Source organism: Pseudoxanthomonas sp. SGNA-20 (assembly GCF_003931635.1).
Taxonomy (GTDB): Bacteria; Pseudomonadota; Gammaproteobacteria; order Xanthomonadales; family Xanthomonadaceae; genus Pseudoxanthomonas.
This window is the reverse complement of sequence record NZ_RRYK01000012.1, coordinates 13,792-39,166: the sequence shown is the minus strand read 5'-3', so window position 1 is coordinate 39,166 and position 25,375 is coordinate 13,792. Positions and strand designations below refer to the sequence as shown.

Sequence of the window (25,375 nt, the reverse complement as noted above, 5' to 3'; positions counted from 1 at the left end):
GTTCCTCGCCAACCAGCAGATGCTGGCCGCATTGCACTGGGCCAATGCCGAGGCCGGCCGCAATGGCGATGCGGGACCGCGCTATACGGTGGCGCACGTGTGGGGCGAGGGCGGGCACTCGGACGACCACGGCGGGCGCCTGCTGCCGGACGTGCTGCGCTGGCTGTGGAAGCCCGGGGCGCCTGCGCCGGTCGACAGGTAGGCGCAGCCGCTGGTGCAGACCGCTGCGTATGGTCGTGCGCGGCGGACAATGATCGCAACGAAAGGCGTGCACGCGCGCAATCGCGGCGTAAAGTGTGCGCGCCGGGGCGCTCCCCGGCAGTCCCGGCGTGATCGCGCTGCGGTACTTGACGCGACACGCAGGGCGAGCGGCCAGGCGTGGTCCGGAGAGGGGGATGTGGACACGGAATGGCCACCCGGCGCCGCACGGCGCCATCCACTGAGGAGGGAACCATGAAGCGTCAAGCAGTTCTTGCAGGTGCAGTGATATCCCTGTTGCCGCTGCCCGCGTTCGCGCAGGCCAACCCGTTGAAGGACCTGCTCGTGGTGCGCGGCACCGCGTCGGTCGCCTACGAACGGGCGGTGGGCAAGCGCACCGAGTTCAACGAGCTTTCCGAGCATGGCGCGCAGTCGGGCGTCGCGGTGGAGCTGGTGGACGACGGCGGCTCCGGCCATGGCGAGAAGATCCTCGCCGGCTACCTGGAAGGGCTGCGCAAGGTGCTGCCCAAGTCCGACCTGCGCAGTGCGTGGCCGGCGGGCGAAACGCCGCGCTACCAGGCGCGGATCGGCATCAAGACCGAGGAGGGCCGGCCCGGCGAGGACAGCAAGCTGATCATGGGCGCGATGGGTGCCACCTGCCAGGAGCAGGAGGGCATGCTCAAGTGCGAGGAGGTCGACCACGCGCCCAATGCCATGGGCCGCGCCGGCGGCACCTGGATCAATCCCAAGGTCACGACGATGATCCGCCTGTACCGGTTCAACCCGGACGAGCCCTCGGCCGCGCCGGTGGTGGTGTCGGAGGACGTGTACTCGGTGTCCTACGTGGAAAGCGAGTGCTCCGACCCCGGCTCGGCCGCGGCCACGGTCGCACGCATGATTGGCGAGCGGGCCACGACCGGACGCCCGTTCAACATCGATTTCCCGACCAGCAGCCGCGCGCTGAACTGCAACCCGCGCAAGTGAGCGTGGCCGGCCCGTCCCGCATCGCGGGGCGGGCCGGAGGCCGGGGCATGCGCCTCCGTGGCCGCGGTTCACGTCCTCCCCGGAGCCGTGTTGCGAAGCTGCGGGCATGGACGCGCCAATCCTCTACCTCGTGTTCCTGGAGCCGGATCCCGGTGCCGAAGCGCTCGGGTCCGCGCTGCAGCCGCTGGCCTGCGGCCTGTACCTGGCCGCGAGCACGCGCACCCGCTCGCAGCTCTACCACGCGCTGAAACGCCGCGCGCAACCGCGGCGCCTGCTGGTGGCACCACTGGCCGATGCCCCGAAGTTCAAGGGCATGGCGCCGGGCGCGCTGGCCTGGTTGCGCACCGCAGCCGGCAGGGCCATGCCGCGCGGCGCCGCGTAGCCGCGGGCGGCTCAGCCGCGCAGCGAAGCCTGCAGCGCCGAGGCCAGCGCGGCGTCGCCGCTGACCAGGTCGGTCCAGGCCAGTTCCAGGCCCTTGCGCTTGCCCTTGGGCACCAGCTTCAGGCCCTCGGGGCTGATGGTGAGGGTGTAGGCCTCGCCGCCGATGTCCAGTTCGCGGCGGATCGGTTTGTCCAGCGGCGTCATGCGTGGCTCCTCCTGCGGCACGGGCGCCGGCGTCCGGCGCACGGCCAGCATGCCTGTCCCGCGGTCGGGTTTCCGTGGAAAACTCGGGGGCCACGCCCCGGGCATGGAGCCGTGCGCATGGATGCCGAACGCAATCCCTACCTGGCCCCCGCCAGCGGGCCACCGGCGCCGCAGGCCGCGGTGGCGGCGCGGTTGCGCCAGGCGGTGGGCTGCTACGTGGCCGCCTACGTGCTGGAGCTGCCGACATGGGGCGCGCTGGCGCTGGAGGCGCCCGCGGACAGGCGGCTGGCGTACGCCATCTCCACCGCCTGCCTGCTGCTGGGCATGGGCCTGTTCGTGGCCTGGATCGCGCGGCTGCTGCTGCAGGGCAGCTGGCGCGCGCGCCGCTGGGTGCTGGCCTGGACGGTGGTGGAGGCCGGCCTGCTGGCGTACACCCTGTGGCCGCCGCTGGCGCCGGACGCGGAGCTGGCCCTGGAACTGGCCCGGGTCCTGGTGCGCATCGCCGCCGGCGTGCTGCTGGTGCTGCCGGGCATGGGCGGGCGTTTCCGGCTGCCGGCCGATCCGCGCAGCTGACAATCCCCCCGTGCGCCGGGGTATCCTTCGCGCCGGGGACGCGGCGCAATGCCGGCGGTCCCCTCGCATCGTCCACGGTGGCAGGGAGCCACCACATCACAGGGGGGGGTAAGCATGTTGGACAAGGCCAAGACGCGCCTGCTGGGCGCGGTGCTGGTACTGGCTTCTCCGCTGCTGGCGGCCGAGGCTTCGGCCGAGCGCATCAGCGGCAGGGAGGCGTTGGCGGTGATGCGCGCGATGGACCTGTCGCCGGAACTGGGCACCGATTCGCATGGCGATCCGCAGATCGAGTTCATGATCGAGGGCCTGCATGCGCGGCTGAACTTCTACGACTGCAAGAAGCAGGACGGCCGCTGCGGCTCGCTGCAGCTGGAGACCGCGCTGGACCTGGAGGACGGCACCTCGCTGCGGGCCGCCAACGAGTTCAACCAGAAGTACCGCTACGTGCGCCTGTACCTGGACCACGAGATGGACCCGTACCTGCAGTTCGACTTCGAGGTCCTGCACACCGACGCCAAGAGCCACCTGGAAAGCCAGATCGAGCTGTACGGGAAGCTCCTGCGCGATTTCAAGGACGCGATGGGCTACTACTGAGCCGGCGCCCCGCCGCGTGCCGCGCGCCTTGCGGTGGGCGGCGGCGCGGGGCGGGGCCACCGCCGCGCCGGCAACCGGCGTGGCCGTGTTTCTCCGCCGGACCATGCTCCCGCCTGCGCAAGGCCACGGACGCCCGGTGGAGTTTCCCGGACGTGCTGTCACGTATGCATAAGCTCCCCTCGGCAAAGTAGCTCCACCGGCAGCGCACCCGCGCCGGGATTCCCCCCATCCCTGGAGCACTGTCATGGACAACCGCACTTCCGCCGTTTCCCGCACCGCCAACTACGTCACCACCCGCGATGGCGTGCAGCTGTACTACAAGGACTGGGGCCCGAAGGACGGCCCGGTCGTCACCTTCAGCCACGGCTAGCCGCTGAGTTCGGACAGCTGGGAAGCGCAGATGCTGTTCCTGGCCGACCACGGCTTCCGCGTCGTCGCCCATGACCGCCGCGGCCACGGCCGTTCCAGCCAGCCGTGGGACGGCAACGACATGGACCACTACGCCGACGACCTGGCCGCGGTGATCGAGGCCCTGGACCTGCGCGACGCCACCCTGGTCGGCTTCTCCACCGGCGGCGGCGAGGTGGCGCGCTACATCGGCCGCCACGGCACCTCGCGGGTCAAGGCCGCGGTGCTGGTCTCGTCGGTGCCGCCGCTGATGCTCAAGACCGAGGACAACCCGGGCGGCCTGCCGATCGAGGTATTCGACGGCCTGCGCAAGGCTCGATCGAGAACCGCTCGCAGCTGTACCTGGACATCGCTTCCGGCCCGTTCTTCGGCTTCAACCGTCCGGGTGCCAAGCCCAACCAGGGCCTGATCCAGTCGTTCTGGGCGCAGGGCATGCAGGGCGGGCACAAGAACACCTACGACTCGATCGCTGCGTTCTCGGCCACCGACTTCCGCGAAGACCTCAAGAAGTTCGACGTGCCGACCCTGGTGATCCACGGCGACGACGACCAGATCGTGCCGATCGACGCCTCCGGCCGCGCCTCGGCCGCGCTGGTGAAGGGCGCGCAGCTGATCGTCTACCCCGGCGGACCGCACGGCATCACCGACACCCACAAGGACCGGCTCAACCAGGACCTGCTGGACTTCCTGCGGCGCTGAAGCGGCGGCCGCGACGGACCGGCGCGACGGGCGGCCCGTGGCCGCCCGTCGTCGCATGCGCAAGGCCGAGCCATCCGCGGTTTAACCTCGCGCTGCTACGGTGTGCGGGAAGCCGCCTGCACGCGGCGACCGGAACCGACGCCATGCGCACCTTCCTGCTTCCTGCCTGCCTGGTCCTGCTGGCCGCCGCGATGCCGGCCCTCGCCCAGGAATCGGACGCCGCCGGCGGGGAGGGTGCCGGTCTGGACCTGGGCCTGCCGCAGTCCGCGCGCGCCGGCTACCGCAACGACCCGCCCGGCACCTGGTACGGCGACACCTCCGGGGTGGCGACCACCCGCCAGCGCAGGCAGGTCACCTACCGCTACCGCTGCCCGACCGCGCCGGACGGCAAGGAAACCGACATCACCGGCAGCGTCGAGGCCGGCGTGGGGTATTCGCGGCATGGCGGCAACAGCAACTGGCAGGGCGCGACGGTCAACTACTGCAAGGAGCAGGCGACCGACGACGGCGGTTCGCGCATCATCAACGTGCAGCTGCACGTGGACAGCTCCGACGGTCCCGGTTTCTACGGACCGCATGGCTCCGGCTGGGGCCCGTATCCGCCCCTGCGCCACCGCTGAATACGGCCCCGCGCATCCATGCGCGGCAGCACGGACACGCGCGCACGCAGGTGCGCGATTGACGGCCGCCCGCGCAACGGCCACCTTGGCCGGGCCTCGATCCCGGGACCCGCCATGGCCAAGCCTGCCTCCCGCCCTCTGCGCCTGCCAGCGCTCGCCGTCCTGATCCTGTCCGCCTTCACCTTCGGCGCCGGGGCACGGCAACCGCCGGCGTGGGAGCCGGTGCCGCCCGGCGAGGGCGCGCTGCATGCGCGCCACGAGAACGCCTTCGTCGCCCTGGGCGAGCGGCTGTACCTGCTGGGCGGGCGCGGGCAGCGGCCGCTGGACATCTACGATCCGGCCAGCGGGCGCTGGAGCCAGGGCGCGCCGCCGCCGCTGGAGATCCACCACTTCCAGGCGCTGGCGCACGAGGGCCGGCTGTACGTGCTGGGCGCGTTCACCGGCGACTTCCCGGAGGAGCAGCCGCTCACCCACGTGCTGGTCTACGACCCCCGCGCCGACCGCTGGAGCCAGGGTGCGGAGATCCCCGCGCACCGGCGCCGCGGCGCGGCCGGGGTGGTCTCGCACGGGGGCAGGATCTACCTGGTCGGCGGCAATACCCGCGGCCACATGAGCGGCTACGTGCCGTGGCTGGATGCCTTCAATCCGGCCAGCGGGCACTGGGAGGAGCTGCCTGACGCGCCGCATGCACGCGACCACTTCCACGCCGCGGTGCTGGACGGAAGACTCTACGCCGCCGGCGGCCGCCGCACCTCGCACGATACCGGCGACACCTTGTCGATGACCATTGCCGCGGTGGACGTGTACGACTTCGCCCGCGGGCGCTGGAGCACGCTGGAGGCGCCGCTGCCCACCCCGCGCGCCGGCGCCGGGGCGGTGGCGGCAGGCGGCGCGCTGCTGGTGCTGGGCGGGGAAAGCGCGCGCCAGGTGCCGGCGCACGCCGAGGTCGAGGCCTACGACCCGGGCAGCGGGCGCTGGCGCAGCCTGGCGCCGCTGCCGCGCGGACGCCATGGCACCCAGGCCACCCTGCTGGGCGGCGCGGTGCACGTGGCGGCCGGCAGCGCCGACCGCGGCGGCGGCCCGGAACTGGACGACCACCTGCGCCTGTCGCCCTGAGCGCGGGGCGGCCACGGTGCAGTGCAGCGTGGCCGGCGCAGGACGGGCAGGTATAAGGGAACCCGGCCGGGGCGACACAGCCGGCCACGCGACCGCCGTGGGGGAGGGTCGCGCGCAGCATCCCGTCGTTACCAGCCCGCGGCCCGGCCCGGGCCCGTCCAGCACTGAGGGAGCTTCCATGTCGTTGACGCCTGTGTTCGTGTTCCTCGCCATCGGCCTGGCCGCCGTCGTCGGTCTTGCGACCTTCGCCCTGCGGCGCGAGCGCAGCCGCTGAGTCCGCGCGCCCGCGGGCGCGTTCCCCGGTTTCCTCCGTCCCGGCCCGCATGCGGCGCGCGTGGCCGTGTGCGCAAGGCGTGCCTGCAACGGCGCGTGCGCCCGGTTCACCCGCCGTGGGCGGGGCTTGCCCAAGCATGTCGCCACGCCGGGCGCGGTGTCCGGTCCGAGGAGCGAACCATGCTGTCGACCTTTACCAACGACGCCGCCGCCACCGGCATGAACGCGCTGATGATCGCGGCGGCGATCTTCGCCCTGATCCTGACCGTGCTGTGGATCCTGGTGCCGTTCGCGGTGTTCGGGATCAAGTCGCTGCTGCGCCAGCTGATCGCCGAGCAGCGCCGTACCAACGACCTGCTGACCACGCCATCGGTCGCCCCGGCGGCGACCACGGTGCGCACCGACGTGCCGGGCGAGCCGGTCTACGTGCGCCGCGCCGTGCCCTGAAGGCACGCGGCTTGAGCGGTTCACCCAGCGCCGGGCGGCGTCTCACCGGCTGAGACGCAGGCCGGCCACCGTGCCGGCATGGAGCTGACCGACAAGCTCGCGATCCTTGCCGACGCGGCCAAGTACGACGCTTCCTGCGCCTCTTCCGGCGCGGGCCGGCGCGACTCGCGCGGCGGCAAGGGCGTGGGCAGCACCGAGGGCATGGGCATCTGCCACTCCTACACGCCCGACGGGCGCTGCGTGTCGCTGCTGAAGATCCTGCTGACCAACTTCTGCATCTACGACTGCGCCTACTGCGTCAACCGCGCCAGCAGCAACGTGCGCCGCGCGCGCTTCACCGCCGCCGAGGTGGTGAAGCTGACGCTGGACTTCTACAAGCGCAACTACATCGAGGGGCTGTTCCTCTCCAGCGGCATCATCCGCAACGGTGACTACACCATGGAGCAGATGGTGGAAGTGGCGCGCAGCCTGCGCGAGGACCACCACTTCGCCGGCTACATCCACCTCAAGACCATCCCCGAGGCCTCGCTGGAGCTGCTGGAGAAGGCCGGGCGTTACGCCGACCGGCTGAGCATCAATGTCGAGCTGCCCACCGCCGAAGGCCTGGCGAGACTGGCGCCGGAAAAGCGCGCCGACGGCATCCGCGATGCCATGGGCGAGCTGCGCTGGCGCATCGACGAGAACACCGAGGCGCGCCGCGCCGCGAAGGCCACGCCACGGCGGCGGCCGCCGCGGTTCGCCCCGGCGGGGCAAAGCACGCAGATGATCGTGGGCGCGGATGGCGCCGACGACGCGGTGATCCTGCGCACCAGCAACGCGCTGTACGGCGACTTCCGCATGAGGCGGGTGTACTACTCGGCCTTCAGCCCGATCCCGGATGCTTCGGCGGCTTTGCCGCCGCGCGCGCCGCCGTTGCAGCGCGAGCACCGCCTGTACCAGGCCGACTGGCTGCTGCGCTTCTACGGCTTCGGGGTGGAGGAAATCGTGCCCGAGGGCGCCGGCATGCTCGACCTGGACATCGATCCCAAGCTGGCCTGGGCCCTGCGCCACCCCGAGCGCTTCCCGGTGGACCTCAACAGCGCCCCGCGCGAGCTGCTGCTGCGCGTGCCCGGGCTGGGCGCGCGCAACGTGGACCGCATCGTCGGCGCGCGCCGCCACGGCCGCCTGCGGCTGGACGACCTGGCCCGGTTGCGCGCCCCGCTGAAGAAGCTGCTGCCGTTCGTGAGCGTGCTGGACCATCATCCACGTGCACGCCTGGACGATCCGGCCCGCCTGCGTGCGCAGCTGGCGCCGCAGCCGCGCCAAGGCGAGCTGTTCGCATGAGCGGCTACCGCGCGCAGCTGGATCCGCCGTGGGACCTGGGTGCCTGGCGCGATGCGGCGCGCCGGGCGTTTGCCGCCGGCCTGGCACCGGAGCAGGTGGACTGGAGCGGCGATGCCCAGGGCGGCCTGCTGCCGTGGCCTGAACTGGCGCGGGCGCCGCTGGCTGCCGGAGTGCCGGCACTGGCGGTGGCGCCGGCATTCCTGGAGCTGGCCGCGCGCGTGCTGTGCCATCGCGATCCGGGGCGGCATGCGCTGCTGTACCGGATGCTGTGGCGCATCGGCCATGGCGAGCGGCGGCTGCTGGAACGCAGCACCGATGCCGACGTGGCCAGCGCCCGCGCGCTGGAGCAGGCGGTGCGCCGCGACAGCCACAAGATGAAGGCCTTCGTGCGCTTCCGCGCGGTGCCGGGGGAGGAGGAGGCCTACATCGCCTGGTTCGAGCCGGAACACTGGATCCTGGACCGGCTCGCGCCGTTCTTCGCACGCCGCTTCGCCGGCATGCGCTGGACCATCGTCACCCCGTACCGCAGCGTGCGCTGGGACGACGGGCAGTTGTGGGCCGGCCCGGGTGGGCTGCGCGCCGACGTGCCGGCCGACGACGCCCAGGACGGCCTGTGGCGCACCTACTACGCCAGCATCTTCAATCCGGCGCGGCTCAATACCCGGACGATGCGCCAGGAGATGCCGCAGAAGTACTGGCACCTGCTGCCGGAAACGCGCCTGCTGCCGGCGCTGGTGCGCGAGGCCGGCGCGCGCGTGCGGCAGATGGCCGAGCGCGAACCGCAGCCGCCGCGCAGGCGCATGCCGCGCCGCAGCTAGGAACACGTGCCGCGCGTGCGCCCGGTCACGCTTGCGTGGCCCGGTGCCACGTATCCCGCGGTGCGTCACGCCCGGTCCGGTTTTCCGTGCTAGCCTCCGCCGCGTACCGCACTGGACCCACCTGGAAAGGCAGGCTGGCACGTGGAGCAGGAACCGGGCCCGAAGATGGAGGTGACCCGCAGGCAGGAGCGCATCGCGTTCCTGCTGGTGACTGCGGTGGTGTTCCCGCTGCTGGCGGTGCTGGTCGTGGCCGGCTACGGCTTCATGGTCTGGATGTGGCAGTTGCTGTTCGCCGGCCCGCCGACGGGGCCGTGACGATGCCAGGCGGCGCGCTCTCCCGGCGAGCACTGCTCTTCGGCAGCGAGGATGCCTGCGGTCCGCGCCCGCCCTGGTCAATCCCCGGACAGGCCTTCGCCGCGCGCTGCACCGGTTGCGAGGCGTGCATCCGCGCCTGCCCGGAACGCGTGCTGCGGCGCGCACCCGATGGCCTGCCGCGGTTCGATCCGGCCGCGGGCCGCGGCGAGTGCAGCTTCTGCGGCGCCTGCGCCCAGGCCTGCCCCACCGGCGCGCTGCTGCACACGCAGGCGCGTCCCTGGAACCTGCGCGCGATGGTGGCCGATGCCTGCCTGTCCGGCGCCGGCATCGTCTGCGCCAGCTGCCGCGAGGTCTGTCCCGAACAGGCGATCCGGGTACCGCCCGGCGGCCGCGGCATGGCCATGGTCGAGGCCGCGCGCTGCACCGGCTGCGGCGCCTGCACCGGCGTATGCCCGGCCGGCGCGATCGCGCTGGCCGCGGCTGAAGAGGAGGCCTGCGCATGAACCCGCAGGACGAGGTCAACATCGCTTCGTTCGTGCTCCAGCACCGCGCCGATGCCTTGCCGGCACTGCGCGCGGCGGTGGCCGCCGAGCCCGCGCTGGAACTGGCCATCGCCGGCGACACCCGCAGCGTGGTGCTGTGCGAGACCGCCGACCGCTACCGGGTGATGGACCTGGTCGAACGCCTGCGCGAGGTGCCAGGCGTGCTGAACGTGCTGCTGGTCTACCACCACGCCGAGCCGTCCGCCGCCCTGGACGAGCCCGTTCCCCCGCCCCATGCCAGTGGAGCTTCCACATGAGCACCACGCGCCGCGACTTCATCCGTACCAGCGCCATCGCCACCGCCGCGGCCGCCGCCGGCCTGCCGCTGCCCGGCGGCGGCACCAACGTCGTCACCGAGGGCGACCAGGTCCAGCTCAAGTGGTCCAAGGCGCCGTGCCGCTACTGCGGCACCGGCTGCGGGGTCAACGTCGCCGTGCGCGATGGCCGCGTGGTCGCCACCCATGGCGACGTGCATGCCGAGGTCAACCGCGGCATCAACTGCGTCAAGGGCTACTTCCTGTCCAAGGTGCTGTACGGCGCCGACCGCCTCACTACGCCGCTGCTGCGCAAGAAGAACGGCGCCTACGCCAAGGACGGGGACTTCACCCCGGTGTCCTGGGACGAGGCCTTCGACGTGATGGCCGAGCAGTTCAAGCGCGTGCTCAGGGCCAAGGGCGGCGAGGGCATCGGCATGTTCGGCTCCGGCCAGTGGACGATATGGGAGGGCTACGCGGCGACCAAGCTGATGCGCGCCGGCTTCCGCAGCAACCACCTGGACCCGAACGCGCGCCACTGCATGGCCTCGGCCGCCTACGGCTTCATGCGCAGGAATTCCGCGTGCCGCAACACCTGCAGGCGCCGCGCCTGCTGCTGTCCACGGCCGAGGAGCCGCCGCAGCCGGAGGACGGGGCCTGGCACCTGCCACCGCGTTGCATCGTGCTGCTGGCCACGCGCCCGGCGCCGGCGGCCACGACAGGCGAGGGCAGCGCGGCGACCGCCGGCTAGCCCGGCCGCTGCACCCTTCGCCCTGGTACGGGGAGCGGCCGGCTGCCGCGTGCCGCGGGGCAAGGCTAGACTTCGGCCGAAGGCGCGGGAGGGCCGTCGCCAGACGAGGGGAACGCATGCAAGCAAGCAGGATCTGCCTGGCGCTTTGCCTGGCCGCGCTGGCGCTGCCGGCCATGGCGAAGCAGAAGTTCAGCTGGCCGGAGGGGCGCAAGGCCGCGGTCAGCCTGGCCTACGACGACGCGCTGGATTCGCAGCTGGACAACGCGGTGCCGCAGCTGCAGAAGTACGGGCTCAAGGGCAGCTTCTACATCGTGCCGGCGCGCGAGCCGGTGCGGGCGCGGATGGAGGAGTGGCGCGAGGTGGCGCGCATGGGCCACGAGCTGGGCAACCACAGCATCACCCATCCGTGCTCGGCGCATGGTCCCGGCCGCGAGTGGGTGCCGGCGCACCAGGACCTGGACCGCATGAGCCTGGCGCAGATCAAGGAGCAGGTCGAGGTCGCGGACGTGTTCCTGCAGGCGCTGGACGGCTACGCCGGTCCGCGCACCTACACCGCGCCCTGCGGCGACCGCAAGGTGGCCGACGGCGACTACATCGCCGCCGTGGCCGACCGCTTCCTCGGCATCAAGCTGGTCGGCGGCGACGTGGTCCCGGACATGTTCGCGCTGGACCCGGCGGCGGTGCCGGCCGCGGTGCCCAGCGACGTCACCGGCAAGCAGCTGATCGCGCTGGTGGAGGAAGCCGGGCGCAAGGGCACCATGGTCGGCTTCACCTTCCACGGCGTCGGCGGCGACTACCTGTCGGTGTCCAGGGAGGCGCACGAGGAGCTGCTGGCGTTCCTGGCCGCGAACAGGGACAAGTACTGGACCGCCACCTTCCGCGAGCAGATGCAGTGGGTGCGCCAGCAGCAGGAAGCCGCGCGCGGCGGCCGCAAGGCCGGGCGCTGAGGCAGTGCCGGGACCGGCGTCGGCCGCCGTGGCGGTGATCCTGCTGCTGCGTTCGGTGCTGGCGTTGTGCGCGGCCAGCGCGGTGCTGGTCGCGCTCAACCTGGCCGGCGGCGCGCTGGCGCCGCTGGCCGGGCTGCCGCCCGGCGGCACCCCGCGCCTGGCCTGGGACCTGGCCTGGCTGGCGCTGGCCTGCGTTGCGGCCGGCGTGGCCGCTGCCTGGCTGGCGCCGGCGGCGCCGCGCAGCCATGCGCTGGCCTTCCTCGGCGTACTGCTCGCGGTGCTGGCAGCGGGGCTGTGGCAGTCCGGCGGCTGGCCGGCCTGGTTCATGGCCGGGGTACTGCTGGCGCCGCTGCTTGCCACGGCCGTGGTGCTGGCGCGGCGCTAGGGTCGCGGCGCCGCTTCCGGTGCGCGCGGCTTGCCCGCGCGCCTGGGCTTGGCGCCGCGGGGCGAAGCAGGCCGCGGGCGCGGTGCGGGCTTGGGCGCGCGTGCCCGGGGCGCGGAGGGCTTGCTGGCCCCGGCAGTCGCGGCGCTGACAACCAGGCCCGGCGGGATCGCGTCCCAGCCCTGGAACAGCGCGCCCCACATCGGGTTGTTGGCCGGGAAGCCGAGCCCGGCCTCGTCCAGCGCCGCGGCGGTATCGCGGCGCCAGTCGCGCATCGCGTCCTGCAGGCCGCGGGCGAACGCGGCCTGCACCGCCACCGCGACCTGGGCCGCGGCCTGCTGGTCGCCGAAGCGCTGTTGCACCTGGCGCCAGAACGCGTCGGCCGGCAGCGCGGCCAGCGCCTGCCAGTCGTGCCTGCCCAGCGCCTGCAGTCCGGCATCGCTTTCCAGCACGCCTTCCTCGACCAGGCGTTGCCAGAAATCCAGCCATTGCCGCGCGGTGTCCTGCAGCAGTGCGGCCAGGCGTGCCTGCAGTTGCAGGTTGGTGCGGTACAGCGCCTGCGGCAATGCGGTTTGCGCTTTCATTGCACTCCTCCCTGATGCGTGTGCGGCGGTGGCCGCGTCGCTCATTCCCGGAACCGGACGCGGACCGAGGCGGCGCTGCGTTCGGCGGGGCCGTGATGCACGGCCTCGATGTTGTTGCCGTCCGGATCAAGCACGAAGGCCGCGTAGTAGCCCGGGTGGTAGGGACGCAGCCCCGGGGCGCCGTTGTCGCGGCCGCCGGCCGCCAGCGCCGCGGCATGGAAGGCGTCGACCGCGCCACGGTCGGCCGCCTGGAAGGCCAGGTGCACGCGCCCGGTCAGCTCGCCGGCGGCGGCCTCGCTGTCGATCGCCGAGACGAACAGCTCGTCGATCCAGAACCAGCCTTCGCCGCTGCCGCCGAGGGGAATGCCGAGCGCCCCGGCCACCGCGGTGTAGAAACGCTGGCTGGCGGGCAGGTCGCGCACCACCCGCTGCAGGTGGTCGACCAGGTGGCCACGGTGAAGCTCCATCGTCTCCATGTCGGGCTCCGGCGGATCGGTGCAGCGGTTCAGCGGCGCGGACGGTCCGGGGACATGCGCTCGTAGTCCTCCGGCACCGTGTGGTTGCGCTCCGGATCGGTGTCGGGCATGTCCGGGCCCTTGTGCCGGCCCTTTTCGTTGGCGTAGCGGTCCGGGGTGTTCGGCTTGTCCTGGTCGGCGGCCGGGCGCTTGTCGCGGGTGCTGTGGGTTTCGGGCGGGGCAGAGGGACGGGTCATCCGGATCTCCTGGGCTACTTGCGCGGGCTGGCCGTGGCGTCGGGCTGCGGCTCGGCGGCCGGGCGCGGCTTGCCATCGTGTTCGTGCGCGCTGCCGGGGGTCAGGTGCTGGTGGCGCGCGGCCTGCAGTTCCTGCGCGGTGACGTAGCCGTCGCCATCGGCATCTTGGGCGGCGAAGTCCTCGGCGGTGCGCTGGCTGCCGGCGGTGAACTCGGCCAGCGACAGGCGGCCGTCGCCATCGACGTCGGTGCCGGGCAGGGCATCGGCCTGCCCGGGGTGGCCGGCGTGCGCCTCCTGCGGCGCCGTGGTGGCGGGCGGGTCGACGTCCTGGTCCTGGGCCAGGGCAGGGCAGGGCCGCAGCCGAGCACGCCGGCCAGGACCAGGATGGCGGGCAAACGGGTTTTCATGGCTGTTCCTCGCGGCGTGGGCGGCATGGCCGGACCGCCATCTGCGCACGCCGGGCGTAAAGACGGGGGCGAGGAAACGTGAAGGCCGGCCTCAGGACGCCAGCGCCAGGGCGGCCACGTCGATGCCGGCCGCTGCCGCCGCGGCCGCGGCCTCTTCCAGCGCCCAGACCTCCACGCTTTCCGGCTCGCACAGGCCGAAGGTGCAGCTGGTGGCCACGTCGGCGGCATCGCGGCCACGCGCCACCGGCACCCGTGCCGGGCAGGCGCCGCCGGTGCGCGGATCGAACGCATGCCAGCGGCCGTCGAACCAGGCCTCGATCCAGGCGGGAAAGCGCGGTTCCGGGGTGGTGCCAGGCGGCGGATAGCCGGTGCAGTAGCGCGCCGGCACGCCCACGCCGCGGCACAGGGCGATGGCCACGTGGGCGAAGTCGCGGCACAGGCCCTGGCCGTCCTGCAGGGCGCGCAGCGCGCCGCGGGTGCAGGCGGCGGTCTCCGGGACGTACTCGATCGAGCGCGCCACGTGCGCGCAGATCGCCTGCACCCGCACCCGGTCCGAGGGCAGGTCGCCGAAGCGGGCCTGGGCATGGCGCAGCAACGGGCGTACCTCGCAGTGGCGGCTGGGCTGCAGGAACGGCCCCAGGTCCTCCGGCGCCGGCGCCACCGCCGGGCGGAAGCTGCCGTCGCGCACCAACGCCTCGCCGCGCAGCACCAGCAGCCCGGCCGGCGCCAGCAGCCGGGTGCAGGTATTGCCGAAGCGGTCGCGGTAGCGGTGCAGCGGCACCTGCGGCGAAGTCCATGCCGTCGGCCCGGACAGCAGGCGGTGGGCCTCGCTGTCGGCCACGTCGAGCATCGCCACCATGGGGGTGGACTGGGCGAAGCGGTAGGCGATGCGGAAACCCAGCCGGAATGGCATCGGGGCGGCCCGAGGGGGAAGTGGTGCCATTGGGCCGGGCGCGCGCGCAAGGGCGCGTGAAGCGGCGCGGGTGACGGCCGCTTCACGCCCGCCGCGCCAAGGTCGCCGGATCTTCGCCAGGAGTTCCCATGCGCCACCAGCGACTACGCTTCGGCCGCGGTTTCCGCGTGCTGTTCGAACACCGTCGGGTGCAGGCGGCGCAGATGGTGCTGGCGCCGGGCGCCAGCGAGGGCGGGGAGGGCAATCGCCACCGCGGCGCCGACCAGTGGCTTTACGTGGTTTCAGGCAATGGCGTGGCGATCGTCGCCGGGCGCCGGCAGCGGCTGGCGCCCGGCAGCCTGCTGCTGGTTGAGCGCGGCGAGGAGCACGAGATCCTCAATGCCGGCCGCACCCCGTTGCGCACGGTGAACTTCTACGCGCCGCCGGCGTACACCGGCGCCGGCAACGAGCGCCCGGCCGGACGCCCGCGCTGAGCCGTCAGTGCACCGCGACCACGCGGTTGCGGCCGTCCTGCTTGGCCCGGTACATGGCGCGGTCGGCGCGGTTGAGCAGGTGCTCGCGGTCCTCGCCCAGCTGGCGCACGGCCACGCCGGCGCTGAAGCGCACCTCGATGCGCCGGCCCTCGTGCAGCAGCGGGCGCGCCGCCAGGGTGCGCTGCAGGCGCTGCAGCAGCGCGGCGGCCTCCTCGAGGGTGGTGCGCGGCAGCACGACCACGAATTCCTCGCCGCCGTAGCGGGCCAGCAGGTCGTCCTTGCGCAGGCCTTCGCCCAGCACCTGCACCACGTGGCGCAGGGCGGCATCGCCGCCGGCATGGCCGAAGCTGCCGTTGAGCCGGCGGAACTCGTCCAGGTCCAGCACCGCCACCGCCAGCGGCCAACCCTCGCGCTCGGCCCGCGCCAGCAGCTGCGGGTACTGCTCCTCCAGGCCGCGGCGGTTGAGCGCGCCGGTCAGCGGGTCGCGGCTGGCCAGTTCGCCGATGTCGCGCAGCTGCGCTTCCAGCTCGCGCACGCGCGCCTCGGCCGCCTCCACGTCCGCGCGCGCGGCCTGCAACTGCTCGTGCGAGCGCAGCGCCTGTTCCTGCAGGCGGCGGGTGTCGTCGAGCACGTCCTCCAGGCGGTGGCCGAGGTCGGCGATGGTGCGCGCCTCGCGGATCGCCGCCAGGTGCGCCTGCAACCGGTCCTGGTACTCGCCGGCGCGGGCGGCCATGCCGTCCAGGCTCTCGACGAAGGACACCATCATCACCCGCATCGCGTCCTTGGACTGTTCGATGCCCTGGCGCAGCAGGCCCTGCTGGTAGGCCAGCTCGCGCAGGCCCTGGCGGGTGGCTTCCAGGGTCTGCAGGTCCGGGTCCTGGCCCAGCAGGCGGCGCACCGCGGCGACCTGGCCGCGCAACCAGCTGCCGTCGTCCAGCAGTTCGAACAGGTTTTCCAGCAGCAGATCGAACAGTTCCAGCAGCAGGCGCTGCTGTTCGGCGGCCTCGCCGGCGTGCACGCCGACCTGGTGGCACAGCTCGCGCACCCGGGTCGCCAGCGGCGACAGGTCCGCGCCGGGCGACCAGCGCTTGAGGTCGCCGGCCAGGGCCGTCGACTCGTCGGCCAGGGCCGGCAGCGGCCGCAGCAGCGAGGCCAGGGCCACGCCCACCGCCTGCCGCAGCAGGTCCCGCAGCTGCTCGGCCTCGGCCGCGGCCGGCGCATCCAGGGCGGCGGCGAAGTCGCGCAGGTACTTGTCCAGGAACTGGCGCAGCACGCGCGCGGCGGTGGCCCAGTCGGCGGCATCGGTAGCCGAGGCCAGGCGCCGGCCGAGGTCGCCCAGCTCGCCCGGCAGCGTGGCCATGCCGCACGCGAACACGGGCAGCACGTTGCCGGCGTCGGGGACGACGCCGTCGCTGGGGACGGAGCGCACTGCGGACTGGCCGCTGGCGGCTCCGCGGTCTCGGAGGGACATGCGCATGGCTCTCGGGCGCGGAACCTGGCTGGAGGAACGCCTCGTTAGCGGCCGCCGGCGGCCGGGGTTTAGCCCGGGACGGACCTTTCCACGGGCGCTGGCGCCGGTTGTGCGAGGCTTGACGCCCCTACCCACGACAGGAGAACCCATGGATATCGGCATGGTCGGACTTGGCAGGATGGGCGGCAACATGGCCCTGCGCCTGGCCCGTGGCGGCCACCGGGTGGTCGGCTACGACCCCGGCGCCACCGCCCGCGGCGCGGCGCCGGAACTGGAAACCGTCGAATCGCTGCAGGCCCTGGTCGAGGCGCTGCCGGCCCCGCGCGCGGTGTGGCTGATGGTGCCGGCCGGCGCCCCGGTCGACTCCACGCTTGACCGCCTGCTGCCGCTGCTGCAGCCGGGCGACGTGGTGGTCGACGGCGGCAACTCCAACTACCGCGACAGCGAGCGCCGTGCCGCGCGCTGCCGCGACGCCGGCGTGCATTTCCTGGACTGCGGCACCAGCGGCGGCGTGTGGGGCCTGCAGGAAGGCTACAGCCTGATGGTCGGGGGCGAGGCCGAGGCGGTGGCGCTGCTGCGGCCGGTGCTGGAGACCCTGGCGCCGGCGCCGGACCGCGGCTGGGGCCACGTCGGGCCCAGCGGCGCGGGACACTTCACCAAGATGGTCCACAACGGCATCGAGTACGGGATGATGCAGGCCTACGCCGAAGGCTTCGCCATCATGCAGCGCAAGGAATCGATGGCGCTGGACCTGGCCCAGGTCGCCAGGATCTGGCAGCACGGCAGCGTGGTGCGTTCCTGGCTGCTGGACCTGGCGACCGATGCGCTGGAGCGCAACCCGACCCTGGAGGGCATCGCCCCCTACGTGTCCGATTCGGGCGAAGGGCGCTGGACCGTGGCCGAGGCGATCGACCTGGACGTGTCGGCGCCGGTGATCACCCTGTCGCTGCTGGAGCGGCTGCGCTCGCGCGAGAACGATTCCTACGCCGACAAGCTGCTGGCGGCGTTGCGCCAGGGCTTCGGCGGGCACGGCATCCGCCCGGGCTGAGCCGCGCTCAGCCGGAGTATTCGAAGGCCACCTCGCGGCGGCCGGCATCGCTGCGTTGCGCCGCCTCGATCAGCGCCATCGCCAGCAGCGCGCTTTCGGCGGTCACCGGCGGCAGGCCGCCGTGCAGGATGGCGTCGCGTACGCCGGCGTAGTACGCCGGCCAGTTGCCGGGCAGCGCCGGCGCGGCCGCGTCCTCGGCGACCGAGCCGTCGGCGCCCACCCGCAGCAGGCTGCCCGGGCGTGGGTCGCGTCCCCACCCGCCGTGGCCGGGACGCAGGCCGGCGCGCAATGCGTCCTCCTGCGGATCCAGGCCGTGCTTGATCCAGCTGCCGGCGCTGCCGTGCACGGCGAAGCGCAGGCCGTGGCCGGGCACCAGCGAGCCGCCATGCAGCAGCACCCGCAGGCGTGGATAGCGCAGCTGTACGTGGAAGTAGTCCACCGCGGTGGCGCCGTGGCGCTGCATGCCCAGGTCGGCGGTCACCGCCAGCGGCGGGCCGAACAGCTGCAGCGCCTGGTCGGCCAGGTGCGGGCCGAGGTCGTACCACAGTCCGGCGCCGGGGCCGGCGCGGTCGCGCCAGCGGTCCGGCACCTGCGGGCGGAAGCGGTCGAAGTGCGAGTGCAGCTCGGCCACCTCGCCCAGCGCGCCGGCGTCGAGCAGGGCGCGCAGGGTGAGGAAGTCCGCGTCCCAGCGCCGGTTGTGGAACACCGACAGCACCTTGCCGGCCTGGCGTGCGGCTTCCGCCACCGCGCGGGCCTCGTCCAGGTGCAGGGCGAACGGCTTGTCCACCACCACATGCTTGCCCGCCTGCAGTGCGGCGCGCGCGATCGGCGCGTGGCTGTCGTTGGGCGTGGCCACCACCACCAGGTCCACGGCCTGGTCCTCCAGCACTTCGGCCACCTGCGCGCAAACCCGCGCCTGCGGATGGTCGGCGGCAATCTCCGCGGTGCGACTGGACACCACGCTGTGCAGGCGCAATCCGGGCGTGGCCGCGACCAGCGGCGCGTGGAACACGCGGCCAGCCAGTCCGTAGCCGACCAGGGCGACGTTCAGGACATCCGGGCTCATGGAAGCGATTCCAGCGGCAATGCGCCGATTAGACGTGCGCATGGCCGCCATCGCAACTGGTTCAGGCGCTTGAACCAATCACGAATCCATCGCGCGCGGTTCACCCGTGCTGGACGCTGCCCTGGCGGAGACTGGCCGCCCATTCGCCAAGGAGCCAGACCCATGCGCAAGAACGCCACCGTGCTCGCCGCCACCTTTGCCGCCCTGCTGTTCTCCGGTGCCGCCATGGCCGGCGACAACGATCCGCAGAAGAAGAAGGCCGCCGACGCCGATTCCAGCCAGCCGGTGTCCGACACCTGGATCACCACCAAGGTCAAGTCCAGCCTGCTGGCCGACAGCGACGTGTCCGGCACCAAGATCGAGGTCGACACCGTCGACGGCGTGGTCTACCTGACCGGCACCGTCGGCAGCCAGGCCCAGGCCGACGAGGCCAAGCGCATCGCCGGCGAGATCGACGGCGTGGCCAAGGTCGACACCAGCCGCCTGAAGGTCGACGCCCAGGCCTCGCGCTGATCGGCCTGCTGTTTTTTGCGGCACCCGTCACGGGTTGCCGCCGCGGCGCGGGGCCACGGCCCCGCGCCCTTCTTTTGTCCGCGGCACGGCGCGTGCCGCGGACAGCGGGCGTCAAGGGGCCGCGGTGGCCGCTCCGCTAGAATCGCCGCACCCCCGCACTGCCCGCACCGATGCCGACCACCCTTCCCGCCGACCCGCGGGTCGAATCCCTGATCCCGCGCATGACGCTGGAGGAAAAGGCAGGCCAGCTCGGCGTGTTCGCCGACATGGTCCGCCCCTTCGCGCCGGACGTGAATCCCGAGACCAACGTGCGCAATGCCACCGAAGTGCTGGAGCAGGTGCGCGCCGGCCGCGTCGGCACCCTGTTCAACGGCGTCGGCGCCGAGGCCGGGCGCGAGATCCAGCGCGTGGCGGTGGAGGAGAGCCGGCTGGGTATTCCGGTGCTGCTGGCCGCGGACGTGATCCACGGCATGCGCACCGTGTTCCCGATCCCGCTGGGCGAGGCCGCCAGCTTCGAGCCGGACCTGGCCGAGCGTACCGCCCGCGCCACCGCCATCGAGGCCACCGCCGCCGGCATCCACTGGACCTACGCGCCGGCGGTGGACATCGCCCGCGACCAGCGCTGGGGCCGAGGCGCCGAGGGCGCCGGCGAGGACGTGTACCTGGGCTGCCGCTTCGCCGCCGCGCGCGTGCGCGGTTTCCAGGGCCCGGACCTGCGCGCGCACGATTCGTTGCTGGCCACGGCCAAGCACTTCGTGGCCTACGGTGCGGTGAGCGCGGGCCTGGACTACAACTTCGTCGAGATCGCCGAAGGCACCCTGCGCGACGTCCACCTGCCGCCGTTCAAGGCAGCGGTCGACGCCGGCGCGCTGGCGGTGATGACCGCCTTCAACGACATCAACGGCATCCCGGCCAGCGCCAACCACGCGCTGCTGACCGGAGTGCTGCGCGGGGAATGGGCGTTCGCCGGCGTGGTCGTGTCCGACTACACCGCCGACATGGAGCTGATCGCGCACGGCTATGCCGCCGACGAGCGCCACGCCACCGAGCTGGCGTTCTCCGCCGGCATGGACCTGAGCATGCAGAGCGGCTTCTACGCCGCGCACCTGCCGGCGCTGGTGGAATCGGGCCGCATCCCGATGGAGAAGCTGGACGCGGCGGTGCGCCGGGTGCTGTCGCTGAAGGCGGCAATCGGCCTGTTCGACGACCCCTACCGTTCGCTGGACCCGGCGCGCGAGGCCGATGCCTCCCGGCGCGAGGCGCACGAGGCGCTGGCGCGCGACGCCGCGCGCCGCTCGATGGTGCTGCTGAAGAACGAGGGCGGGCTGCTGCCGTTGCGCCGCGACGCGCGCATCGCCCTCATCGGCCCGTTCGCGCGCGACCTGGACAACATCGAAGGCTGCTGGACCCTGTTCGGCGACCGCAGCCGTTACGTCAGCCTGGAAGCCGGCCTGCGCGCGGCGCTGCCGGACGGCGGCGCGCGCCTGCGGGTGGTGGATGGCTGCGGGCTGGAGGCGCCATTGCAGGGCGGCATCGAGGCCGCGGTCGCGGCCGCGCGCGAGGCCAACGTGGTCGTGCTGGCGGTGGGCGAGCCGCAGCGCTACAGCGGCGAGGCGCAGTCGCGCACCCAGATCGTGCTGCCGCCGGCGCAGCAGGCGCTGGCCGAGGCGGTGGCGGCCACCGGCACGCCGGTGGTGGTGCTGCTGCGCAACGGCCGCGCGCTGGCGCTGCAGGGCGCGGTGCGCGACGCGCAGGCGATCCTGGTCACCTGGTTCCTGGGCAGCCAGACCGGGCACGCGGTGGCCGACGTGCTGTTCGGCGACTACGGCCCTTCCGGGCGCCTGCCGGTGAGTTTCCCGCACGATTCGGGGCAGCAGCCGTACTTCTACAACCACCCGCGCACCGGCCGTCCGGAACTGCCGGACATGAAGGAGTTCAAGGCGCGTTGGCGCGAGCACCCGCACCAGGCGCTTTATCCCTTCGGCCATGGCCTGACCTACGGCCAGGTCGAGTACGGGCCGACCACGGTGGAATCCCCCGCGGTGGCCTGGGACGGCGAGGCGGTGTTGCGCGCGACGGTGCGCAACAGCGGCACGCGCGCGGTCGAGGAGGTGGTGCAGCTGTACGTGCACGACCGCGTCGCCAGCCGCGTGCGCCCGGTGCGGGAACTGAAGGGTTTCGCGAAGCTGGCGCTGCAGCCGGGCGAAGCACGCGAGGTGGAATTCCGGCTGTCGCGCGCGGACCTGGCATTCACCCGCGCCGACGGCACGCAGGGTGCCGAGCCGGGCTGGTTCGACGCCTGGATCGCGCCTTCGGCGGTGGCCGGCGAACCTGCCGCGTTCGAACTGCTGCCGCCGCAGGGCTGACGCGCGGACGCCACGCCGGTGGCCGGCGTGGCGTCCCTGGACGAGGTATCGGGCAGGCGCCGCGAAGACTACATGCCGTGCGGATCGGCGCCGCGTTCCCAGGCACGCAGCACCGCCTGGCGCGCGCGGGTCCAGTCCAGCCGCGACTTGCCCTTGCGGGTTTCCCATTCGCGCCGCAGCTGCTCCTCGGCGGCGGCGAACTCGGCGGCCGGGTCGCGCTGGCGGAAGGCATAGCCGGTCTCGTACGCGGCGGCGTAGTCGTCGTAGGTATCGCCTTCCATGTAATAGGGCTCGCTGCGGTACTGCTGGTTCCAGTAACCGGAGTCGGGGAACTGCTCGGTGGCCGTGCGGCCGGGCACCTGGTAGCCGGGCGTGCTCATCGGCGTCTCCTCTGCGGTGGGTGGAACGCCACGCTATCGGGGGCGGCGTTAAACAGGCCGATCCGGCGGGTGAGCGCGGTGTTAGGCATTCAGCTGGCCGCGCTGCTGGCCTCGTACGGCAGCAGGATGGCGCCGGTGCGCACGATGGCCGCGTCGGCCACCGCCAGCTCCTGCTCGTCGCCGTCGACCACCAGCAGCACCTGCCCGTCCTCGATCGCCTCCTCGAACTTGCGCCGCACCGGATCCTGCACGGTCGCGCCCATCAGCGCCGACGACCAGCTGCCGACCGCGGCGCCGACGCCGGTCATCAGCGCCGCGCCGGCCAGGGTGATGCCCAGCGGCGGCACCGCCACCGCGACCAGGCCCGCGACCAGCCCGATCGCGCCGCCGCCGGCGGCACCGCGCAGCGCCGCGGGAACCATGTCGGTGTGCGCCTCGCGCAGGTCGTCCGGCACCGAATCCATCTCGATGTCCGCGCGCGCGATCAGCGACAGGCAGTCGCGCTCGATCCCGGCGTCGTGGGCGGCGCCCAGCGCGGCCTGCGCCGTGACCAGGTCGGGGGTGGTGTAGATGCGCCGCTGCTTCATCGCGGTGTCCTCCTGCTTCGGATGCAGGGGAATGTGGAGCGCGCGCGGCGACACCTGCGTGAGCGGGCGCCGCGCGCGTTCAGGCGGCGTCCTTCGGCTCCGCGTCGGCGTCGGCGGCGTCCGGGCTGTGCCGCGAGACGATGCCCGCCGCGGCCAGGTCTCCGGTGACGTTGCCGGTGGTGGCGAACACGTCGGGGATGGTGTCCACCGCCAGCAGCAGGCCCAGCGGTTCCACCGGCAGGCCCATGGACTGGGTCACCGGCAACACCGTGGCCATGAAGCTGACCTGGCCGGGCAGGCCGACCGAGCCCAGGCTTATCACCACCGCCAGCGCGGCGCCGGCGGCCAGCTGCAGCGGGGTCAGCTCGATGCCGTAGGCCCAGGCCACGAAGCACGCCGCGGTGACGTATTGGATGGGGCTGGTGATGCGGAACAGGGTCACCGCCATCGGCAACACCAGGCCGGCGACCGCGCGCGGGATGTGCAGGCGCTCGCGCGCGCTTTCCAGCATCGCCGGCAGCGTCGCCAGCGAGGACTGGGTGCTGGCGGCCACCACCTGCACCGGCAGCGCGGCCCTGGCGAAGGCCAGTGGCGAGCGGCCGGCGAACAGTGCCACCAGCAGGTAGCAGATCGCGGTCGCGCCGAGGTACAGCCCGCACTGCAGGCCGATGTAGCCGGCCAGCGCGCCGACCACGCCCAGGCCCGCCTGCGCGCACACCGCCAGCATCAGCGCGAACACGCCCAGCGGCGCGGCCAGCAGCACCCAGTGCACGATCACGATCATGGTGTCGGCGATGGCCTGGCACAGGCCGGTCACCTGGGCGCGGCGCTCGGCGGCGATGCGGGTGAGGGCGAAGCCGAAGAACAGCGCGAACACCACCAGCGGCAGCATCGCGCCCTGGGCCGCGGCCATGATCGCGTTGGACGGGATCACGTTGCCGATCCACTGCGCCAGCGTGGGCGCGGTGCCGGCCTCGACCGCGGCGGCGCTGCCCTGCAGGGTGGCGGCCAGCTGCGGGTCGGGCGCGACCCAGGCCAGCACCGCCGGCGCGGCCAGCGCGGCGTAGCCGGAGAACAGCGACAGCAGGACGATGAACACCACCATCGCGCGCCGCGCCACGCGCCCGGAGGCGGCGGCGTTGGCGGCGTTGGCCACGCCCAGGATCACCAGCGACAGCACCAGCGGCACCACGGTCATCTGCAGGGCGCTGAGCCACAGCCGGCCGATCGGCTGGGCGATGGCGGCGGCGGTGGCGGCCGCCGCCGCGCTGGTCGCGGCAAGGACCAGGCCGGCGATGGCGCCGGCGGCCAGCGCCAGCAGCACCCGCGCGGTGGCGCCCGGCCACCTCATCGCGCCGACCCCGCGGCCGGCAGGCCCCAGCGCGGCGCCAGGCGCGCGTACTCGGCGCGCGGCAGCAGCACCAAGCGCGGCTGCGCCGCCGGATCCAGCCAGGCCAACAGGCGGCGCATGTCGGCCTCGGCCATCGCGGTGCAGCCGGCGGTGGCTTCGCCGGGCTGGCGCCAGAGGTGGGCGAAGATGCAGCTGCCGGCACCGGGCGCGTTGTCCGGGTTGTGCGCGATCACCAGGCCCAGGCGGTAGCGCGGGTCGCCGTCGTGGTGCAGGTCCAGGCGCATCGGCTCGCTGGAGCCGGCCACCGCGGCCTCGCCGACCTCGCGGGCGTCGACGATGCGGTTGTAGTGCGGCGACTCCGGCACGTCCATGCACCAGTGGCTGGCATCCATCTGCCGGTAGGGCAGGGCGGTGGCGGCCTCGCCGGCCGGCAGGTAGCCGAACGCGCTTCCCAGCGCGAACACGCCGGCCGGGCTGCGGCCGTCGCCCTCGCGTTTGGCCGGGCCTTGGCCCTGGTCGGCGGCCGGGTGCAGGCCCTGGCCCCAGGCCGCGCCATTGCGGCCGATGGCCACCGCGAAGTGGCCGGCCTCGCGCCAGGGCGATTGCGCGCCTTCGCGTTCGTAGTAGCGCAGGGTGCCGGTGGCGGCGTCCCAGCCGGCGGTGGTCACCACCACCAGCTGGCGCGGCGCGGGCTCGCCGGCGCCGGGCAGCGCCGCCAGCACGGTCGCGGCCACCAGCAGCAGGGCCAGGGCCGCCAGCAGGCGCAGCGACGGGGGCAGGCGGTGGGTGCCGGGATGCGGGGCCATGGCTCAGCTCTCGATCAGGTGCTGGATGCGTTCGAGGTTGATGTTGAGCTGGCGGTGCCGGTCCGGGTTGGCCTGGCACAGCAGCACGAACAGGAAGTCGAGCAGGTACTGCAGCGAGGAGCGGTACAGCAGCTGGGCCACGTGCGGCGCCGGGTCGTGCGCGGACACCACCAGGGCGGCGTCGGCCTGGGCGCGCAGCGGGTTGGCGGTGTGCCGGGTGATCGACACCACCTTGCCCTCGCAGGCCTGGAACTGGCGGCTGAGCTGGTGCAGCGGCGCCAGCTGGCCGAACTCGGAGAACAGCAGCAGCACGTCGCCGGGGCGGGCCGCGGAGATGTTGGCCATCATCAGGATCGGGTCGGCGTGGTGCACCACCAGCACCCCCAGCAGCGACAGGCGCATGGCGAACTCGCGGGCGAACAGGCCGTCGTCGCCGAGGCCACAGACGAACACCTTGCCGGCGCCGTCGAGCATGCCGACGATGGCCTCGATCCGCTCGCGCGGGTTGATCAGGCGGGTCTCCTCCTCGGCCGCGGCCTTGGAGCGGCGCAGGGTTTCCTCCAGCCGCGCGTAGGCATCGCCGGGCTCCTCCGGGACCCCGGCCGGGGCGTCGCCACCGTTGCGCGCCAGCGCCTGGCCGATGCTGAACTTCAGGTCCGGGTAGCCGCGGAAGCCGAGCTTCTGGCTGAACTTGACCACCGAGGACTGGCTCACGCCCAGGGCGCTGGCCAGCTGCTGCGAGGAGTAGTCACGCAGCAGGTGGGCGTTGTCGAGGATGAAGTCCGCGATGCGGCGCTCGATCGCCGACATCTGGTCGCGTTCGGAACGGATCTTTACCAGGGGCGGCATGGCGGCGATCTTCATCCGGAG

General features: G+C 73.2%; 31 protein-coding genes and 4 pseudogenes. 22 read left to right on the top strand and 13 right to left on the bottom strand.

All coding sequences use genetic code 11. The features are described from left to right. The 3 genes and pseudogenes from EIM48_RS14755 to EIM48_RS14745 form a co-directional block, all read left to right on the top strand. Positions 1–202 (top strand): annotated as a pseudogene (locus EIM48_RS14755) (esterase family protein); the annotation flags it as partial. A 281-nt stretch (positions 203–483) separates the two neighbouring features. Beyond that, the gene (locus EIM48_RS14750; protein WP_233581711.1) at positions 484–1,182 is read left to right on the top strand and encodes a hypothetical protein; all 699 of its coding nucleotides are present in this window, start codon (positions 484–486) and stop codon (positions 1,180–1,182) included. Between the two features lie 106 nt (positions 1,183–1,288). Continuing rightward, positions 1,289–1,564, top strand: a complete 276-nt coding sequence (locus tag EIM48_RS14745; RefSeq protein ID WP_019397844.1) for a hypothetical protein — start codon at positions 1,289–1,291, stop codon at positions 1,562–1,564. 11 nt (positions 1,565–1,575) lie between these two features. Here EIM48_RS14745 and EIM48_RS14740 read toward each other — a convergent pair whose 3' ends face one another. Continuing rightward, on the bottom strand, positions 1,576–1,767 hold the full coding sequence (locus EIM48_RS14740) for a hypothetical protein (protein ID WP_028915070.1): 192 nt from the start codon (positions 1,765–1,767) through the stop codon (positions 1,576–1,578). 117 nt (positions 1,768–1,884) lie between these two features. Between EIM48_RS14740 and EIM48_RS14735 the strand changes: the two genes are divergently transcribed. From EIM48_RS14735 to EIM48_RS14665, 15 genes and pseudogenes are all read left to right on the top strand, one after another. Further along, on the top strand, positions 1,885–2,340 hold the full coding sequence (locus EIM48_RS14735) for a hypothetical protein (protein ID WP_125112001.1): 456 nt from the start codon (positions 1,885–1,887) through the stop codon (positions 2,338–2,340). A 114-nt stretch (positions 2,341–2,454) separates the two neighbouring features. Next, the gene (locus EIM48_RS14730) at positions 2,455–2,934 is read left to right on the top strand and encodes a YbjN domain-containing protein (RefSeq protein WP_019397841.1); all 480 of its coding nucleotides are present in this window, start codon (positions 2,455–2,457) and stop codon (positions 2,932–2,934) included. Between the two features lie 244 nt (positions 2,935–3,178). Continuing rightward, a pseudogene (locus tag EIM48_RS14725) lies at positions 3,179–4,041 on the top strand (alpha/beta hydrolase). Positions 4,042–4,184: 143 nt separating this feature from the next. Further along, on the top strand, positions 4,185–4,661 hold the full coding sequence (locus EIM48_RS14720) for a hypothetical protein (RefSeq protein WP_125112000.1): 477 nt from the start codon (positions 4,185–4,187) through the stop codon (positions 4,659–4,661). A gap of 114 nt (positions 4,662–4,775) precedes the next feature. Continuing rightward, entirely contained in the window at positions 4,776–5,777 is a 1,002-nt protein-coding gene (locus EIM48_RS14715) for a kelch motif-containing protein (RefSeq protein ID WP_125076956.1), read from the top strand. A 453-nt stretch (positions 5,778–6,230) separates the two neighbouring features. Next, entirely contained in the window at positions 6,231–6,497 is a 267-nt protein-coding gene (locus tag EIM48_RS14710) for a hypothetical protein (protein WP_125076957.1), read from the top strand. Positions 6,498–6,575: 78 nt separating this feature from the next. Further along, complete coding sequence (locus tag EIM48_RS14705) at positions 6,576–7,820, top strand: putative DNA modification/repair radical SAM protein (RefSeq protein WP_125076958.1); 1,245 nt, start codon at positions 6,576–6,578, stop codon at positions 7,818–7,820. Then, positions 7,817–8,626: pseudogene (locus tag EIM48_RS14700) on the top strand (TIGR03915 family putative DNA repair protein); the annotation flags it as partial. The gene EIM48_RS14705 and the pseudogene EIM48_RS14700, both read left to right, overlap by 4 nt. A 177-nt stretch (positions 8,627–8,803) precedes the next feature. Further along, complete coding sequence (locus tag EIM48_RS14695; RefSeq protein WP_037035051.1) at positions 8,804–8,953, top strand: periplasmic nitrate reductase, NapE protein; 150 nt, start codon at positions 8,804–8,806, stop codon at positions 8,951–8,953. Positions 8,954–8,955: 2 nt separating this feature from the next. Beyond that, the gene (napF, locus tag EIM48_RS14690; RefSeq protein WP_028915507.1) at positions 8,956–9,456 is read left to right on the top strand and encodes a ferredoxin-type protein NapF; all 501 of its coding nucleotides are present in this window, start codon (positions 8,956–8,958) and stop codon (positions 9,454–9,456) included. Continuing rightward, positions 9,453–9,752, top strand: coding sequence for a chaperone NapD (locus tag EIM48_RS14685; RefSeq protein WP_125111998.1), 300 nt, complete (start codon positions 9,453–9,455; stop codon positions 9,750–9,752). Before napF ends, EIM48_RS14685 begins: the two co-directional genes overlap by 4 nt. Continuing rightward, positions 9,749–10,282: pseudogene (locus EIM48_RS14680) on the top strand (molybdopterin-dependent oxidoreductase); the annotation flags it as partial. The gene EIM48_RS14685 and the pseudogene EIM48_RS14680, both read left to right, overlap by 4 nt. 50 nt (positions 10,283–10,332) lie before the next feature. Then, complete coding sequence (locus tag EIM48_RS14675) at positions 10,333–10,500, top strand: hypothetical protein (protein ID WP_233581710.1); 168 nt, start codon at positions 10,333–10,335, stop codon at positions 10,498–10,500. Positions 10,501–10,616: 116 nt separating this feature from the next. Then, on the top strand, positions 10,617–11,447 hold the full coding sequence (locus tag EIM48_RS14670) for a polysaccharide deacetylase family protein (RefSeq protein ID WP_125111997.1): 831 nt from the start codon (positions 10,617–10,619) through the stop codon (positions 11,445–11,447). A gap of 28 nt (positions 11,448–11,475) precedes the next feature. After that, the gene (locus EIM48_RS14665; protein ID WP_125111996.1) at positions 11,476–11,832 is read left to right on the top strand and encodes a hypothetical protein; all 357 of its coding nucleotides are present in this window, start codon (positions 11,476–11,478) and stop codon (positions 11,830–11,832) included. Here the strand turns inward: EIM48_RS14665 and EIM48_RS14660 are convergent. Genes EIM48_RS14660 through EIM48_RS14640 form a run of 5 tightly spaced genes read right to left on the bottom strand, consistent with a single transcriptional unit; the run spans position 11,829 to position 14,444 of the window. Next, the gene (locus EIM48_RS14660) at positions 11,829–12,413 is read right to left on the bottom strand and encodes a hypothetical protein (protein ID WP_199728436.1); all 585 of its coding nucleotides are present in this window, start codon (positions 12,411–12,413) and stop codon (positions 11,829–11,831) included. The genes EIM48_RS14665 and EIM48_RS14660 overlap by 4 nt on opposite strands. A gap of 41 nt (positions 12,414–12,454) precedes the next feature. Continuing rightward, on the bottom strand, positions 12,455–12,889 hold the full coding sequence (locus EIM48_RS14655) for a VOC family protein (RefSeq protein WP_125111995.1): 435 nt from the start codon (positions 12,887–12,889) through the stop codon (positions 12,455–12,457). A 29-nt stretch (positions 12,890–12,918) separates the two neighbouring features. Further along, positions 12,919–13,125, bottom strand: coding sequence for a hypothetical protein (locus EIM48_RS14650; protein ID WP_125111994.1), 207 nt, complete (start codon positions 13,123–13,125; stop codon positions 12,919–12,921). A gap of 14 nt (positions 13,126–13,139) precedes the next feature. Continuing rightward, positions 13,140–13,580, bottom strand: coding sequence for a hypothetical protein (locus EIM48_RS14645; protein ID WP_125111993.1), 441 nt, complete (start codon positions 13,578–13,580; stop codon positions 13,140–13,142). 42 nt (positions 13,581–13,622) lie between these two features. Further along, positions 13,623–14,444, bottom strand: coding sequence for a transglutaminase family protein (locus tag EIM48_RS14640; RefSeq protein ID WP_125076973.1), 822 nt, complete (start codon positions 14,442–14,444; stop codon positions 13,623–13,625). Positions 14,445–14,572: 128 nt separating this feature from the next. On the opposite strand from EIM48_RS14640, the gene EIM48_RS14635 reads away from it, so the two are divergent. Then, positions 14,573–14,917 carry a cupin domain-containing protein gene (locus EIM48_RS14635; protein WP_125111992.1) on the top strand — a complete coding sequence of 115 codons (345 nt, stop codon included), beginning with the start codon at positions 14,573–14,575 and terminating at the stop codon, positions 14,915–14,917. 4 nt (positions 14,918–14,921) lie between these two features. Here the strand turns inward: EIM48_RS14635 and EIM48_RS14630 are convergent, their stop codons facing one another. Further along, positions 14,922–16,388 (bottom strand): GGDEF domain-containing protein, encoded by a 1,467-nt coding sequence (locus EIM48_RS14630; protein ID WP_125111991.1) that lies wholly within the window; start codon positions 16,386–16,388, stop codon positions 14,922–14,924. Between the two features lie 148 nt (positions 16,389–16,536). On the opposite strand from EIM48_RS14630, the gene gnd reads away from it, so the two are divergent. Next, entirely contained in the window at positions 16,537–17,436 is a 900-nt protein-coding gene (gene gnd / locus EIM48_RS14625) for a phosphogluconate dehydrogenase (NAD(+)-dependent, decarboxylating) (RefSeq protein ID WP_019397208.1), read from the top strand. A 7-nt stretch (positions 17,437–17,443) separates the two neighbouring features. Here gnd and EIM48_RS14620 read toward each other — a convergent pair whose 3' ends face one another. Continuing rightward, positions 17,444–18,502: an oxidoreductase gene (locus EIM48_RS14620; RefSeq protein ID WP_125111990.1), complete on the bottom strand. Its 1,059-nt coding sequence runs from the start codon at positions 18,500–18,502 to the stop codon at positions 17,444–17,446. Positions 18,503–18,664: 162 nt separating this feature from the next. Between EIM48_RS14620 and EIM48_RS14615 the strand changes: the two genes are divergently transcribed. Continuing rightward, entirely contained in the window at positions 18,665–19,015 is a 351-nt protein-coding gene (locus EIM48_RS14615; protein ID WP_019397210.1) for a BON domain-containing protein, read from the top strand. A gap of 170 nt (positions 19,016–19,185) precedes the next feature. Next, complete coding sequence (locus tag EIM48_RS14610; RefSeq protein ID WP_125111989.1) at positions 19,186–21,381, top strand: glycoside hydrolase family 3 N-terminal domain-containing protein; 2,196 nt, start codon at positions 19,186–19,188, stop codon at positions 21,379–21,381. 68 nt (positions 21,382–21,449) lie between these two features. Here EIM48_RS14610 and EIM48_RS14605 read toward each other — a convergent pair whose 3' ends face one another. The 5 genes from EIM48_RS14605 to EIM48_RS14585 all read right to left on the bottom strand — a co-directional run bounded on the left by EIM48_RS14605 (position 21,450) and on the right by EIM48_RS14585 (position 25,354). Further along, positions 21,450–21,761, bottom strand: coding sequence for a hypothetical protein (locus EIM48_RS14605; RefSeq protein WP_019397212.1), 312 nt, complete (start codon positions 21,759–21,761; stop codon positions 21,450–21,452). Positions 21,762–21,850: 89 nt separating this feature from the next. After that, positions 21,851–22,348, bottom strand: a complete 498-nt coding sequence (locus EIM48_RS14600; protein WP_125111988.1) for a hypothetical protein — start codon at positions 22,346–22,348, stop codon at positions 21,851–21,853. A gap of 79 nt (positions 22,349–22,427) precedes the next feature. Then, complete coding sequence (locus EIM48_RS14595; RefSeq protein ID WP_019397214.1) at positions 22,428–23,699, bottom strand: dicarboxylate/amino acid:cation symporter; 1,272 nt, start codon at positions 23,697–23,699, stop codon at positions 22,428–22,430. Continuing rightward, positions 23,696–24,505, bottom strand: a complete 810-nt coding sequence (locus EIM48_RS14590; protein ID WP_125111987.1) for a L,D-transpeptidase family protein — start codon at positions 24,503–24,505, stop codon at positions 23,696–23,698. Before EIM48_RS14590 ends, EIM48_RS14595 begins: the two co-directional genes overlap by 4 nt. 3 nt (positions 24,506–24,508) lie before the next feature. Beyond that, positions 24,509–25,354: a MurR/RpiR family transcriptional regulator gene (locus tag EIM48_RS14585; RefSeq protein ID WP_026010208.1), complete on the bottom strand. Its 846-nt coding sequence runs from the start codon at positions 25,352–25,354 to the stop codon at positions 24,509–24,511. Positions 25,355–25,375: the final 21 nt, after the last annotated feature.